At 62.2% G+C, this 14,435-nt stretch carries 14 protein-coding genes; 9 read left to right on the forward strand and 5 right to left on the reverse strand.

Going from position 1 to position 14,435, the window contains the following annotated elements; genetic code table 11:
- Positions 1-657 precede the first annotated feature (657 nt).
- The 3 genes from ligA (at position 658) to KCG45_RS11915 (ending at position 4,387) form a co-directional block, all read left to right on the forward strand.
- Positions 658-2,715: an NAD-dependent DNA ligase LigA gene (gene ligA / locus KCG45_RS11905; protein ID WP_218317419.1), complete on the forward strand. Its 2,058-nt coding sequence runs from the start codon at positions 658-660 to the stop codon at positions 2,713-2,715.
- The gene (locus tag KCG45_RS11910; protein WP_218317420.1) at positions 2,715-3,215 is read left to right on the forward strand and encodes a CinA family protein; all 501 of its coding nucleotides are present in this window, start codon (positions 2,715-2,717) and stop codon (positions 3,213-3,215) included. Before ligA ends, KCG45_RS11910 begins: the two co-directional genes overlap by 1 nt.
- 71 nt (positions 3,216-3,286) lie before the next feature.
- Complete coding sequence (locus tag KCG45_RS11915) at positions 3,287-4,387, forward strand: serine hydrolase (RefSeq protein WP_218317421.1); 1,101 nt, start codon at positions 3,287-3,289, stop codon at positions 4,385-4,387.
- Here the strand turns inward: KCG45_RS11915 and KCG45_RS11920 are convergent.
- Complete coding sequence (locus KCG45_RS11920) at positions 4,384-5,055, reverse strand: SDR family oxidoreductase (protein WP_218317422.1); 672 nt, start codon at positions 5,053-5,055, stop codon at positions 4,384-4,386. The two genes, KCG45_RS11915 and KCG45_RS11920, sit on opposite strands and share 4 nt — an antisense overlap.
- A gap of 156 nt (positions 5,056-5,211) precedes the next feature.
- Here KCG45_RS11920 and KCG45_RS11925 point away from each other — a divergent pair, with 156 nt between their 5' ends.
- Together KCG45_RS11925 and KCG45_RS11930 are read left to right on the forward strand one after the other, a co-directional pair.
- Entirely contained in the window at positions 5,212-5,568 is a 357-nt protein-coding gene (locus KCG45_RS11925; protein WP_218317423.1) for a YciI family protein, read from the forward strand.
- Positions 5,565-6,791, forward strand: a complete 1,227-nt coding sequence (locus KCG45_RS11930) for an RNA polymerase sigma factor (RefSeq protein ID WP_369410784.1) — start codon at positions 5,565-5,567, stop codon at positions 6,789-6,791. The genes KCG45_RS11925 and KCG45_RS11930 overlap by 4 nt, the downstream gene beginning before the upstream one ends.
- Here the strand turns inward: KCG45_RS11930 and KCG45_RS11935 are convergent.
- Genes KCG45_RS11935 through KCG45_RS11945 form a run of 3 tightly spaced genes read right to left on the reverse strand, consistent with a single transcriptional unit; the run spans position 6,788 to position 9,093 of the window.
- Entirely contained in the window at positions 6,788-7,474 is a 687-nt protein-coding gene (locus tag KCG45_RS11935; protein WP_218317424.1) for a TIGR02117 family protein, read from the reverse strand. The genes KCG45_RS11930 and KCG45_RS11935 overlap by 4 nt on opposite strands.
- Positions 7,464-8,378: a 50S ribosomal protein L11 methyltransferase gene (locus tag KCG45_RS11940; RefSeq protein ID WP_255548150.1), complete on the reverse strand. Its 915-nt coding sequence runs from the start codon at positions 8,376-8,378 to the stop codon at positions 7,464-7,466. The genes KCG45_RS11935 and KCG45_RS11940 overlap by 11 nt, the downstream gene beginning before the upstream one ends.
- Entirely contained in the window at positions 8,368-9,093 is a 726-nt protein-coding gene (locus tag KCG45_RS11945; RefSeq protein WP_218317426.1) for an SDR family NAD(P)-dependent oxidoreductase, read from the reverse strand. The genes KCG45_RS11940 and KCG45_RS11945 overlap by 11 nt, the downstream gene beginning before the upstream one ends.
- Positions 9,094-9,200: 107 nt before the next feature.
- Between KCG45_RS11945 and sdhC the strand changes: the two genes are divergently transcribed.
- Genes sdhC through KCG45_RS11965 form a run of 4 tightly spaced genes read left to right on the forward strand, consistent with a single transcriptional unit; the run spans position 9,201 to position 12,864 of the window.
- Positions 9,201-9,581, forward strand: coding sequence for a succinate dehydrogenase, cytochrome b556 subunit (gene sdhC, locus KCG45_RS11950; RefSeq protein ID WP_218317427.1), 381 nt, complete (start codon positions 9,201-9,203; stop codon positions 9,579-9,581).
- Positions 9,582-9,592: 11 nt separating this feature from the next.
- The gene (gene sdhD, locus KCG45_RS11955; protein WP_218317428.1) at positions 9,593-9,979 is read left to right on the forward strand and encodes a succinate dehydrogenase, hydrophobic membrane anchor protein; all 387 of its coding nucleotides are present in this window, start codon (positions 9,593-9,595) and stop codon (positions 9,977-9,979) included.
- Positions 9,979-11,820, forward strand: a complete 1,842-nt coding sequence (gene sdhA / locus KCG45_RS11960; protein WP_218317429.1) for a succinate dehydrogenase flavoprotein subunit — start codon at positions 9,979-9,981, stop codon at positions 11,818-11,820. Before sdhD ends, sdhA begins: the two co-directional genes overlap by 1 nt.
- Positions 11,821-11,880: 60 nt before the next feature.
- Positions 11,881-12,864, forward strand: a complete 984-nt coding sequence (locus KCG45_RS11965; RefSeq protein WP_218317430.1) for a C13 family peptidase — start codon at positions 11,881-11,883, stop codon at positions 12,862-12,864.
- A gap of 2 nt (positions 12,865-12,866) precedes the next feature.
- On the opposite strand, the gene KCG45_RS11970 is transcribed toward KCG45_RS11965, so the two are convergent.
- Positions 12,867-14,417, reverse strand: a complete 1,551-nt coding sequence (locus KCG45_RS11970) for an esterase-like activity of phytase family protein (RefSeq protein ID WP_218317431.1) — start codon at positions 14,415-14,417, stop codon at positions 12,867-12,869.
- Positions 14,418-14,435 lie beyond the last annotated feature (18 nt).

The raw sequence follows: 14,435 nt of genomic DNA on the forward strand, positions 1-14,435 counted from the left end.
AGGTTCGATGCGCGCCGTATTAGCGATCGCTGTAATGGCGGCGCTGACCGCATGTTCGAATGAGCCTGAAACCCTGCCGGTTCCAGACCTCATCGATCCGCCTCGCGCGCAAGCTTCCAGTGCGCCTGGACGGGGGCTCCCGCCACCGAAAGAAGATGCGGACGAGACGCCGCCGGAGCGTGACATCGCCCCCTTACCGCCGATCCCACCACCGCCCCCTCCCGAGGTCTTCATGGACCGCGTCGATGCGGTCCCGCAAGATGCACCTGCAGGCGATGAGGTGCTGATCGAGAATGCAAATGGTCCACGGGAAGCGCTGTTCATTCATGTAGTCCAAAAATTCCGCTCTCAGGAGCAATTCGAACAGCGGCCGATCTGCATGACACAGGCGCATTCCGACCTGGTCGAAGCCCTATCAGGGCGGTTTCCCGATATTTACGCGGAAGGCGAATGCCACTGGGAAGGGCCCGGAGTGGTTCTTACCGAAACGGGTGAAGCAGCCATCTTCGTCCACGCCAATGTCGCCTGCGGGGGCAAGGCATGCCACGCCGAAGGTGGGGCGACCTATGGCAATCTGGGTGCGGAGGGATACGGCTACCGACTTCGGCTAACGCCAGAGGGTTGGACGATGGCGGAACTTGGCATCATGTGGATCTCATGAACAATCTCACCGAAGCCGAAGCCGCGAATGAACTTATGCGCCTGGCCAAGGCGATCGCGAAGCATGACCGGCTCTATCACGCCGAAGACGATCCCGAGATTTCCGACCAGGAATACGACGCGCTCGTGCGGCGCAATGCCGAGCTTGAGGCGCTGTTCCCGCATCTGATCCGCGAGGACTCTCCGTCGAAGAAGGTCGGGCACGAAATCGCCGCCTCTCCTCTCGGCAAGGTGACGCATGAGGTTCGCATGATGAGCCTCGACAACGCCTTCAACCGCGAGGAAGTCGAGGAGTGGGCTGCGCGGATTCGGCGGTTCCTGTCGCTCGATGAGTGCGAGCCGGTTGCGATCACCGCCGAGGACAAGATCGACGGCCTGTCCTGCTCGCTTCGCTACGAAAACGGTAAGCTTGTTCGCGCGGCAACGCGCGGCGACGGGCAGGTCGGTGAGGACGTCACGCCCAATGTCGCGCATATCGCTGATATTCCGCAGGAGCTGCCCGAGGGCGTACCCGAAGTGTTCGAAGTGCGCGGCGAGGTTTACATGTCGAAGGCGGATTTCACGGCTCTGAACGCCGCGCAAGAAGAGGCGGGCGGTAAACTCTTCGCCAACCCGCGCAACGCCGCGGCCGGCTCGCTGCGCCAGAAGGATGCGAGCGTGACGGCGAAACGTCCGCTCAAGTTCTGGGCCTATGGCTGGGGCGCGGCCTCCGAGGTTCCCTGCGAAAGCCAGCACGACATGATGCGCATGATTGAGCGCTGCGGCTTTCCGGTCTCGCCCTTCCTAACAGTCAGCGACAGTGTCGATGCGATGATTGCGCATTACGAGGAAATCGGCCGTCGGCGCCCTGACCTGGATTATGAGATCGACGGCGTCGTGTACAAGGTCGACCGGCTCGATTACCAGCGGCGGCTCGGCTTCGTTGCAAAGGCTCCGCGCTGGGCGCTCGCACACAAATTCCCCGCAGAACGCGCCGAGACCACGCTGGAGGCGATCGATATCCAGGTTGGCCGGACCGGTAAACTTACCCCCGTGGGCAGGCTCGCGCCGGTTCTGGTGGGCGGTGTCACTGTAACCAATGTCACGCTGCACAACCGCGACGAGATCGAGCGTCTGGGCGTGAGGCCCGGTGACAGGGTGGTGATCCAGCGGGCGGGCGACGTAATCCCGCAGGTTGTGGATAACCTGACGCGGGAGGCGCAGCGCGATCCGTTCGCGTTTCCCGACAAGTGTCCCGAATGCGGCAGCGAAGCCGTGGCCGAGGAAGGCGAGGTCGATGTGCGCTGCACAGGCGGTCTCATATGTCCGGCACAACGCACTCAAAGACTTGAACATTTTGTCAGCCGCAAGGCGCTCGATATCGACGGTTTCGGATCGAAAACGATTGCACAATTCTTCGCGCTGGGGTGGCTTGAAAGCCCTGCCGATATCTATCGCTTGAAGGATCGCCGGGACGAGGTTCTCGCGCTCGAGGGATGGCAGGACAAGTCTGTGGACAACCTGTTGGCGGCTGTGGAGAACAAGCGGCGGCCTGACGCCGCGCGGCTGCTGTTTGGTCTGGGCATCCGGCATGTGGGCGAGGTGACCGCGCGCGACCTGATGAAGAATGTACACGAGCTTTCGGCCATTCGCTCCATTGCCGAAAGGGCGCGCGCCGGCGATGAAGACGCCGCCGCCGAACTCACCAGTATCGACGGAATTGGCCCAAGCGTGGTGGAGGCTCTGGGCGATTTCTTCCACGAACCCCATAATGTCGCGGTGTGGAAGGATCTTCTCGGCCAGATCGACCCTCCGCGCTACGAGGTCGAAACGCGGGACTCGCCCGTTGCGGGCAAGACGGTCGTCTTCACGGGCAAATTGGAAACCATGAGCCGCGATGAAGCAAAGGCGCAGGCCGAACGCCTCGGCGCCAAAGCCTCCGGCTCGGTCAGCGCGAAAACCGATCTGCTTGTCGCAGGACCGGGTGCGGGGTCGAAGCTCAAGAAAGCGCAGGAACTGGGGATCGAAACGATCGACGAGGCAGGCTGGGCGAAAATCGTGGCCGAGGCCGGGTGATGGACCTGCTGCGCGAACTTCATCCGCAGGCGGTGCGGATTGCCGAGATATTGCGAACACGACGTGAAAAGATCGCGGTGGCGGACGGCGCGACGGGGGGCCTGATTGCCGCGTGTCTGCTGACAGTGCCGGGGGCGCTTCAATTCTATGTCGGTGGCGGGATCGTATATTCTTTCAAGGCGCGCGACGTGCTGTTCGACCTGCCGCGCGATGCCTATGAGGGGATGCGCTCGGCAACCGATGAATATGCCATGCTTCAGGCCCGCGCGATTCGCGATCGGATGGGCGCGCAGTGGGGTATAGCGGAGAGCGGGTCTGCCGGGTCGAGCAAACATCCGATGGGTGTCGCATCGGGGCGCAGCGTCGCAGCGGTCGCCGGTCCGGGCGCGGAAGAACTGGCGACGATCGAGACCGACAGCGATGATCGTATCGCGAACATGGACGCGTTTACTCGCAACGCGCTGAACCTTCTCGAAGCCACGCTTTGCAAGGCCGGATAGGCGGTTCACGAGAAAGTGCCTGGGTCTCAGGAATATTCGGAAACCTTTACGCTGCGACGGATTGATGGTGCATGGCCGTTTTCTCGCGTTTCTTGTTGATCTTCATACCGATTTTGGCCGTTGCACTCGTCTTCGCCGCGGCGAGTCCGGGGCCGGCGCCCCAGACTGTTAAGGTTCCGATCGGTGAGCCGCCGGCGGACCGGGTCCCGACGCCCGCAGAACTTGCATTCGAACAGCAGCTCGCCGAGATCGGCAGCTCCATCTCGGGCGAGATCGGCATCGCCGTGATCGATGTCGAAGCCAGAAACGCCTACGATTTCAACGGCGACCGGCTGATGCCGCAACAAAGCGTGAGCAAGCTTTGGGTGGCGATGGCGGCTCTGGCGCAGGTCGATGCGGGCGATCTCGATCTGTCGGAGAGCGTGTCGATCCGCCGCGCGGATCTGACTCTGTTCTACCAACCGATCAGAAACGTAGTGCGGTCGCGCGGCAGCTTCTCAAGCGATTACGGCGACCTGATCGAACGCGCGCTTGCGAGCAGCGACAACACCGCGAACGATCGTGTGCTGAGGCGCATCGGCGGGGCCGAAGCAGTCCAGAACTGGCTCGATGGCGCAGGCCTGGGAATGATCCAGTTCGGTGCGGATGAGCGTACCAAACAGAGCGCCATTGCAGGGTTGCGGTGGGATCAATCCTATTCCTACGGAGACCGGTTCTACCGCGCTCGCGATGGCGTTGCGCCAAATCTCCGGCGCGAGGCATTCGAGGGATACCTCGCCGAACCGATCGATGGAGCAAGCGCGCTCGGAATTGCCCATGCCATGGCGCAGCTCGCGCGCGGTGAGCTGATGTCGGCTGACTCCACCTGGTACATGCGCGAAATCCTCTCACGCACGCGTAGCGGGCCGCGGCGGCTGAAGGGCGGTTTACCCCCAGGATGGCGGATCGAGCACAAGACCGGAACCGGCCAGGTCTTCGATGGCGAACAATCGGGATACAACGATGTCGGCCTGCTTATTGCTCCCGACGGATCGGAATACGGCGTCGCAGTCCTTATCGGGAGAACGCGCGAGCCGATCCCGGCGCGCATGGAGATGATGCAGGCCGTAACCCGCGCGGTTGCAGCGTTCCACGCGGTGAAGCCCCCCGCCCAGAGGGACAGCGCAACCTAGTCGTTCGGCATGATGTAGATTTCGCGCACGGCGGCAGTCTTCGGCTGGCCAAGCGCGAATACGACCGCGTTCGCGACATCCTCGGGCTGGATCTTGCTGGGCTTTGGCTCGTCGAAGAAAGCGGTATCGACCATACCGGGCGCGATGATCGTCGCGCGGCCGCCCCATTCGCGCATTTCCTCGGCCAGGTTTTCGCCGAAGCCGTGAACGAACCATTTGGTCGCCGAATAGACCGATCCCTTGAACGTGTCCCGCCCGGCTTTCGATCCGGTAACAATGAAGTGGCCCTTTGTTTTCTTGAGATGCGGGATGGCCTCATGCGCGGCGTAGAGCACCGCCAATATGTTCACATGGATCATATCGTGCCATTCATCGGGATCGCCATTTTCGATCCCGGCTTTTTCAACGCCCGTACCGGCATTCGCATAGACGGCATCGATCCCGCCGAAATGCTCGGCAGCTTCTTGGAGCGCATCGGCGATTTCATCGCGCTTGGTTACATCGCAGGTGATCGCGAGTGCAGCCTCGCCGATTTCGCCGGAAAGCGCTTTCAACTTATCGTCAGAGCGCGCGCAGAGGACTACGTTCCAACCTGCTTCCGCTGCGGCTTTCGCCGTTGCGGCGCCGATGCCGGAAGATGCGCCGGTGATGAGGAGGGTCTTGGCCATGGGGGTATCCTTCGATTGCGGGGCTTTGCCTCATTAAAGGGCGGGCGGAGCGCACGTTCCGAGATTTTTCGCGACATGCTGTCGAATCCGGCTTGCCTCCTTCGTCTCAGTGTCGGAGCCTCGCCATTCTGGCGCGGAGAGCCAAGGAGACGAGACATGCAATATATGCTGCTGATCAACGAGGACGAGAGCATCTATGAAGGCGATGATGGCGCGAAGCGGATGGAGACCACGCTCGCGGGCCATATGGCGCTGGCGCAGAAATGGGGCGAAAGGGGCATCGCCTTCAGCGGCGAACGCCTGAAGCCCGGCAGCACTGCGACCACGATCAAGTGGAACAATGGCAGTCACGCGCTCCACGACGGCCCGTTTGCCGAAACGCACGAGGAACTCGGCGGCTTCTACATCATCGACGTCGAAAGCCTCGATGACGCGCTCGAATGGGCGAAGCAGATTCCGGTCCCGGGTAAGGGCGCGGTGGAAGTCCGTCCGGTCTGGCCGATGGAGGGGTGACCGAAGGCACCGACCTTGCGCGCCGATGCATGGCCGCGCGGCCACGGCTGGTTGCAGCCCTCGCCGCGCGGCTCCGCGATCTCGATGCGGCAGAGGATGCGTTCGGCGAGGCAATGGAGGTCTGCCTCGCGCTCGATACGCCTCCGGATCGCCTCGAAGGATGGCTGATGACCGTTGCGCGGCGCAAGGCCATCGACACGATCCGCAAGGAGACAGCGCGCGCCCGCGCGAGCGAAGCTGCGGCCCTGATTGATGAAGGAGGGCAGGACATGAGCGATGTCGTCGAACTCCCCGAAGCGATCCCCGATGAGCGGTTGCGGTTGATCTTCATCTGCTGCCACCCCTCCATCGCGATCGAGGCGCGCACAGCGCTCGCGCTGAAGGTCGTTTGCGGCTTGCCGGTGAGCGCTATCGCGCACGTGTTTCTGACCAGCGAGCCGGCCATGTTTCAGCGCATCACCCGCGCCAAGACCAAGGTGCGTGAGGCCGGAATCGCATTTGAATTGCCCGATCGGCGGCACTGGGGTGAGCGCCTCGAAGCGGTGCTGCTCACGATCGAGCTTGCCTATACCGCCGCCTACCAGGATGCTGCTGGCGAAATCGATCCGGAACTGTCCGCAGAAATCGGCCGCTTGGCCGCGATGATCGCCGAACTCCTTCCGGAGGAACCCGAAGCGCTGGCGCTTGCCTCTCTTGTCATGCTCGCCCGTTCGCGCGAGACCGCGCGGCTCGACGACATAGGAGCGATGATCCCGTTGTCGAAGCAGGACACTTCACGCTGGGACTTCGAAGCGATCGAGCAGGCGCGAGCATGGATGGACCGCGCCGCCTGCGTCGAGCGAAGCGGCCCCTATCAGGTGATGGCGGCGATCCAGCTGACCCATGCGCGGCGGGCTTTCGGCGGCGAGACGGACTGGCGGGCGATCCTGTCGCTGTACGATGTGCTGATGGAGATGCGGCCGGGACCGATGGTTGCGCTCAATCGCGCGCTGGCCCTTGCCGAGGTAGAGGGCCCGCAGCCCGCACTCGAAACCTTGGCAACGCTGCCTGTCGAGCGGCTTCGCCATGCGCGTCCTCTACATGTCGCGCACGCCCATCTGCTCGCACGCATCGGCGACCGAGCGGCGGCAGCAAGAGCGCTCGACGAAGCGCTGGCCTTGGGCCCTCCGCGAGCCGAACGGTTGTTTCTGGAACGTCGCCGGATTGAGCTTGCGCTCACTTAGTGCTCGCCGATTGGCGGCACCCATTTCATCACCCCGCCAGGCAAGGGCGTCCACCAACCCGTTGCGATCCCCGCGGATGCCAACCTTTCGCTGGTCCATTGGTTGCAGGTGTTGCCGAGATGGTAGGTCCCGCGCGCATCGTAGAATACGTCATGCTGGCTATATCCACTGTAGACGGCGCGGCCTTCCTCAGGAACGAGCTGCGCGGTGATTTCGCGTGTGAGCGCGGCGTACTGTTCGCGGCTGATGCGCACGGGCCGAAAATCGTCTGAGGGAGCTGGACGGACATACCAGGCAACGTGGAGGACGCCTTCGCCGCCAACCAGCGCTGTCGCGGCCACACCGAGGTCCAAATCCGCCCAGGTCGGTGTTTGCAGGAAGAAAGCGCGCTCACCCCAACTGACCGCGACATGGGTATAGGCGCGCGCGGGCGCGGCGATATCGCCGATCGGAAATTGCCCGCGCCAGTCGATGATCTCGGTGACCACCGGCATTGCGATTTCGGTGTGAATGCCGTTCTCGCCGATGAAGATTTCAATGCCCTGGTCTGCCTCTCTCCAGCCGGAATTGCGCGGGATGGATGAGCCGATCCACGCGGACAAAAAAAAGAGCAGGGGCGCTGCAATCAAGAGCGCGGCTCCCGCCCAGGCAACGCATTTCAGCGCCTGGGATCTACCGGACATGTCGCCGTCTGAACCAGAGTATCGCCCAGTCTCCGCGCTGAAGGCGGGCAGCAAGCCTGAAGCCCGCCATACGGTAAGCTCGGCGGACCGCGCGCTCCTGTTCACCTGCAAGGAGGCCGGCGAGCAGGACGTTGCCTTTTGGTGCGACTACTGCTGCAAAATCCGGAGCCAGTTCCACCAGCGGCCCGGCAAGGATATTGGCGATCAAAAGGTCGTAGGGGCCGCGGGCCTGAAGCAGCGGATCGTCCATTCCCTCTGCGATCACCATCGTCATCTCGCCGCGTCCCGATCCCAGCGCGACCGAGTTGAGCTGTGCATTGTCCTCGACCACGCCTGCGCACACCGGATCGATGTCCGAGGCTGTCGCTTCGGCGCGGGGCCATAGTGCCATCGCGGCAAAACCGAGCAAGCCCGTGCCCGTCCCGATATCCGCAATAGCGCGGTGATGCGCGCCGCTGGCCTTCATTGCGCCAAGCATGTCAAGACAACCAGCGGTCGTTTCGTGCTGGCCGGTGCCGAACGCCTGACTGGCAGGGATCGCAAAGTTGATCGCACCATCGTCAGGGGGAAAGTCGGGCGTGTGAACATGGAACAGGCCCGCCCTGATCGGCGGTGCGCCTTGCTGGCTGAGAGTGAGCCAGTCTTCATCCGGTAACTCGTCTATCGCGATCTTGGGAGGCTTGCCCGCAAACAGGCTCTTCAGCGCTTTCCTCTGCGCAGTGCCGGGCTTGGTTGGAAACCAGCCTTCCAGAACCCACTCAAGCGGACGATCCTCAGCCACTTCGCGTCCGGAAACGACCAGATCGAAATCCCAGTCTTCGATGTCGTCATGCGCCAGCAGAGCCGCCTGCACGTCTGCCTTGGAAGCGAAAGCCGTCAGCTTCCATCCCGAATTACCGGACAAAGCTGGCTCCATTGGCGTCGATGACGGCGCCGGTCATGCTGGGCGGCGCGTCCAATGCGCAAAAAGTGATGATCCGTCCGATTTCCTCCGGCGTTGCGACCCGGCCCAGCGGTATGTCGGCGAGAAGGCCTGCGCCGCCCCTGCTGTCGAGGTAATCGCCTGCCATGGATGTGTCGGTAAACCCCGGCGTGATTGCGAAGCTCAATATGCCGCCAGCTGCATAGGCCCGCGCTATGGTTTTGTGCATGGCGATCATGCCGCCTTTTGCAGCGGCGTAGTGCCAATGCGCAGGGCTGTCCCCGCGATAGGCCGCGCGGCTTGCAACATGGACCAGCCTACCGCGCACGCCATCGGGTCCCGGATCGCGCGATTGCCAGTGCCGCACTGCAAACCGGCTCAATTGCGCAGCGGCAGTCAGATTGATGCGAAGCGTGTCCTCCCAGGCATCCAGCCATTCGATGTCCGATCGTTCGACAGGGTTTGCGTCGAACAGGCCCGCATTGTTCACGACTGCAGCGATATCGCCGTCCGAGCGGTCCAGCGCTTCGTCCCACAACGTTTGCGCAGCGCCCGGATCGGTAAAGTCGGCCGCAATGTTGCCGCCATCGCCCTCACGCGTCTGATGGCCGATGACTTCGATACCGCGTGCGGCCAGTTCGGCCTTGGCCGCTGCGCCGATCCCGCGGCTTGATCCGGTGACTAGAATGAAACTCATGCAACGCTCTATCCGAAACTTTGCAAGAGGAGTCGAGCGCTCACCGCTTGCCTCATCTGGCAAGACCGCTAAGTGGGTAGGGCAAATACAGTTCGAACGGGATAGCCATGAACCAAAGACCGCTTTCGCCGCACCTCCAGATATGGCGGTGGGGACCCCACATGCTGGTATCGATCCTGCACCGCGCAACCGGAGACGGCTTGGCGCTGGTCGGGTTGTTTGTGTTGGTCTGGTGGCTTGGCGCGATTGCGAGCGGGCCGGACGCGTATGAGACGTTCGTCAATGCGATGACCTCACCGTTCGGCTGGATCGTGCTGTTCGGTCTGTCCTGGGCGTTCTTCACGCATATGATGAGCGGGCTTCGTCACTTCGTGCTGGATATCGGTGCGGGATACGAACTCGACACCAACCGGTTCTGGTCGATCGCCTCGCCGGTCATCGCGATCTTTCTTACCATCGCCCTCTGGGCCTTCGTGATACTGGGCTGAGGAGAGCGAGCATGGGTAACGGTACTTCGATCGGCCGCGTCCGCGGTCTGGGGCCATCGCATGACGGCGCGCATCACTGGCTCGTCCACCGCTTCACGGCGATCAGCAACCTTGTCCTGATGAGCTGGCTGATCATCAGCTTCATCCTGATGGAAGATTACAGCCATACATCGGTCAGTTCCTGGCTGGCGCAGCCGATTTCGGCGACAGCGATGATCCTGCTTGTCGTCAGCCTGTTCTGGCATGCCCGGCTGGGCCTACAGGTGCTGATCGAGGATTACGTCCACAATTACGGCACGAAATTCGCGCTGCTTTCAGCGCTCAATATCGCGGTTATCGCTGGCGGGACCTTCTCTGTCTTCAGTGTCGCCAGTCTCGCATTTGGAGGTCAGGCCTGATGGCTACCACTGAGTCCCATGGCGCCCACAAGGGCTCGTACAAGATTATCGACCACACTTACGACGTAGTGGTCGTGGGTGCAGGCGGATCGGGTCTGCGCGCAACGATGGGCGCGGCGGAAGCCGGCCTTCGCACTGCAAACATCTCCAAGGTTTTCCCGACTCGATCGCACACGGTTGCTGCGCAGGGCGGCATCGCGGCCAGCCTCGGCAACAACACGCCCGATCACTGGACCTGGCACATGTACGATACCGTGAAAGGGTCGGACTGGCTGGGTGATCAGGATGCGATCGAATACCTCGCTCGCGAAGCTCCTCAGGCTGTCTACGAGCTGGAACATGCGGGCGTCCCCTTCTCACGCAACGAAGATGGCACGATCTACCAGCGTCCCTTCGGCGGCCACATGCAGAATATGGGCGAAGGGCCTCCGGTGCAGCGCACCTGTGCCGCGGCTGACCGGACCGGCCACGCGATGTTGCACGCGCTTTATCAGCAGAGCCTGAAATACGATGCGGATTTCTTCATCGAGTACTTCGCGCTCGACCTCATCATGTCCGAAGAGGGCGGCGTGAAGAAGTGCGTCGGGGTCATCGCTATGTGTCTCGACGATGGCACGATCCACCGCTTCCGTGCGCAGTCCGTGGTATTGGCAACCGGCGGTTATGGCCGCTGCTACTTCACCGCGACATCGGCACACACCTGTACGGGCGATGGCGGCGGCATGGTGCTGCGCGCAGGTCTGCCGCTGCAGGACATGGAGTTCGTCCAGTTCCACCCGACCGGCATTTACGGCGCGGGCGTCCTCATTACCGAAGGCGCACGCGGTGAGGGCGGTTATCTGACCAACTCGGAAGGCGAGCGCTTCATGGAACGCTACGCTCCGAGCGCGAAAGATCTGGCCTCTCGCGATGTTGTCAGCCGTTCGATGGCGCTCGAAATGCGTGAAGGGCGCGGGCAGGGGCCTGAAGGCGATCATATCCACCTGCACCTCGATCATATCGATCCGAAGGTGCTTGCAGAGCGGCTGCCCGGCATCACAGAGAGCGGGAAGATCTTCGCCGGCGTCGACCTGACGCGCGAAGCGCTGCCGGTGACGCCGACCGTCCATTATAATATGGGCGGCATCCCCTGCAATTATCACGGACAGGTCGTGACGCTGCGCGATGGCGATCCCGATGCGGTCGTTCCCGGACTCTACGCCGTGGGCGAAGCGGCGTGTGTCTCGGTCCACGGTGCAAACCGCCTCGGTTCGAACTCGCTGATCGACCTCGTGGTGTTCGGCCGCGCGACCGGCCTGCATCTCAAGGACAATGTGAAAGCCGGTGCAAGCCAGCCCGAACTTCCTGCCGACAGCGCCGATTTCGCGCTCGGCCGGGTGGACCACTTCCGATATGCGCAAGGTGGCTCCCCAACAGCGGCGATCCGCGCCGACATGCAAAAAGCGATGCAGGCGCATGCCGCCGTGTTCCGCGATACGAAGCTGATGGACGAAGGCGTGCAGAAGCTGGCCGACCAGAACAAGCGGATGGAGGACATTCACGTCACCGACCAATCGCTGATCTGGAACAGCGACCTGATCGAAACGCTCGAGCTAGACAACCTGATGGCACAGGCGAATGTCACCATGGCATCGGCAGCGAACCGCAAGGAAAGCCGCGGTGCCCACGCGCACGAGGATTTTCCCGATCGCAACGACGCAGAATGGATGAAACACACGGTCGCCTGGTTCGAAGGCTGGGGTGGGAGCGGATCGAACATCCAGATCGATTACCGTCCGGTCCACGAATACACGTTGACCGACGATGCGACCTATATCGAACCAAAAGCGCGCGTGTACTAATTCCCTTCATGGCCGATCTCGCCGCTTGACCGGACAAACCGTCCGGGGCAGCTTCGGTTCATGATAACGCGCGCTCTTTTCGGGCTCTCACTGCTTGCTTTGGCCTCTGTCCCTGCGCTTTCGCAGGACAGAGCCGGTACACGCACTCAGCCGCCCGAACACACCGAGCCGTTTCCCAATCTGGCCATCGGCGAAGATCGGGACGAGGCTCTCAAGAGCTTCGAACTTGCGCCGCACATGCAGCGCGGCATCCCGGCAAAGGAAATGCTGGAGCAAAACCGGCGGCTTTCCGCAGCGCTGGATGGTCTCGCACCCCAGCGTCCGGGCACAATCGATGCCTATGTGATCGCTGTGGCGCTCGACAGCGATCCCGTCTTCGCTCGCGAAGCACGCGAGGCGGGCAGGGTGCTGTCACGCCGATATGGAGGTGAGGGGCGAACGCTCACGCTAGCCGGGGCAGATGGAACCCGCGACGATCTGGCTCGCGGTTCGATCCGAAGCTTGATCCTCAGTCTCGCGCACATCGCCGAAATGATGGATCCCGCTGAGGACGTACTCGTGCTCTACAGCACCAGCCACGGTGCCAAGGTGGGGCTGGTCAATCATTATGGCGATCAGGGTTACGGGATATTCTCGCCGAACCGATTCAAGGCTGTGCTCGATGAGCTCGGTATCGAACGCCGCCTACTCATCATCAGCGCGTGTTATTCAGGTGTATTCGTGCCTGAGCTTGCGAGCCCTGACACCGCGATCCTGACAGCCGCTGCTGCTCAGCGCACCTCGTTCGGATGCGAAGCAGAGAACGATTGGACGTTCTACGGCGACGCCCTGATCAACCGGGCGCTGCGTAAGCCGCAAAGCCTGTCCGAAGCCGCCCGCGAAGCCACCCGTCAGATCGCTTTATGGGAAGCTGAAGGCCGCCTGACAGCGTCGCTTCCACAGGTCTCCGTGGGCGCGAATGTCGGCGCGTGGCTGGGCGACCTCGAAAACAGGATACCATCGGTGGCGACTGCGCCGGTCGGACGCCCGGCGGTCGGGGATTAGGCTTACTCGGCAGTGCTGGCCACGCGCCGCACATCTATGATCGTTACGGGATCGGCCAGCATCTGGCCTTTCATCCAACCTTCGCCCGCATCCGGATCGGTCGGGCGGGCATGGATCGCTGCAACCACGTCCATCCCATCGGTGACGTAACCGAACACCGCGTAGCCATTCTTCCAGACGGGATCGTCGGATCCGGGCTGCGCATCGAGACCTGTCTGGTCCTGCAGCATGATGGAGAAATCGCCGTTGGCCGTGCCTGGTTCACCCATCGCCATCGACAGCGCGCCGCTCGTATGACTGAGGCCGGTGACATTGGTTGGCTCGTGCTGGATCCCGTCCAGAATGCGCGCGGGATCAAACTGGGTGCCTCCTTGCAGCAAACCGTTTGGCCGGGGCTCCCGGTCGAGCGACATCGCGCGATAGAACACCGTTCCATCGAATCGGTCTTCATCGACATAGCGCAGGAAATTCGCCGCCGTGATCGGCGCACGTTCGGTTTCAAGCGCGACGGTGATGTCACCCATCTGGGTTTCGATGACAACGCTGACGGTATCGTATTGTGGTTCTGTCCCGGTTGTTGTGGGCGGCGTGTCGAGCGGCATATCCTTTCGCGCTGAGGCCACCTCGAACTTCATCAGGAGAGTGCGCTGGTTATCGGAGAAATTGTCGTCGGACGCGATGTAGAGATACGTCCGTCCAGCCTCTTCGCGCACGGCCAGCCCTTCAAAATTGTCGAGTGTCATTGGTGGCAGCATGGTCGCGAGGGTCTTTGTGGTATTGTCGGCATCGATCGCGACGATGGCCGAGGCATTGCCAAGCTCACGCGAATAGCTGCGGAACAGGATGTAACAGGTGCCGTCGCTCGCGCAGTCAGCATCAGTCGGCACACCGCCGCGCTCCTTCAATGGTCCCGGTGGATCGATCTCGAAACTGACGAGCCCGCCGCCGCGCTCCCGCATGCAATTGGGGATGTCGGTGCCGGTCCACTCCCCGCAAGCGATCAATCCGTCCGACGATAGCGCGAGCGCTTCCAATCCGGCATTCGCCTCCGCGCCGAAAGCGAGGTCCGCAATCGGCAATTGAGTGCTCGTCGGCGGCTGGTCCAGGCTTTCATAACGCCAGATCCGGTGATCATGCTCGAAAGCGACCAGCCACGCGCCATCCGCAGATCGCGTCAACGCCTCTGCGTCCGCTTCGCGTTTCTTCCGGAGTTTCTTGCCATCAAGATCGCGCAGTGTTCCGGTCTCGAGGGCGATGACATCGACGAGCTTGCCATCAATCTCGTCCGGCGTGAGCCTGATCCAGCGTCCATCGTCGATGACCGCGTAGAAAGCCCCTTCATCCCAATCGAGGCTGGAGATGCCGCCGATTTCAGCTTCGCCCGGCTCCAGCTCGACGCCGCCCATGAAGACCAGATCACCGACAGTCTCCATCGCTGGGTCGTTGGAATTCAGCGCAATGGGCGCTGTTTCCGGCAGGATCTCTTCGGCCATTGCGGCAGTGGGGGGGCAAGAGAGGGTGAGGGCGGCAAGGGCTGAAAGCTTCCATGTCATTCGTCCGGTGATATCGTT

It is taken from the genome of Erythrobacter ani (genome assembly GCF_019204025.1).
GTDB lineage: Bacteria > Pseudomonadota > Alphaproteobacteria > Sphingomonadales > Sphingomonadaceae > Erythrobacter > Erythrobacter ani.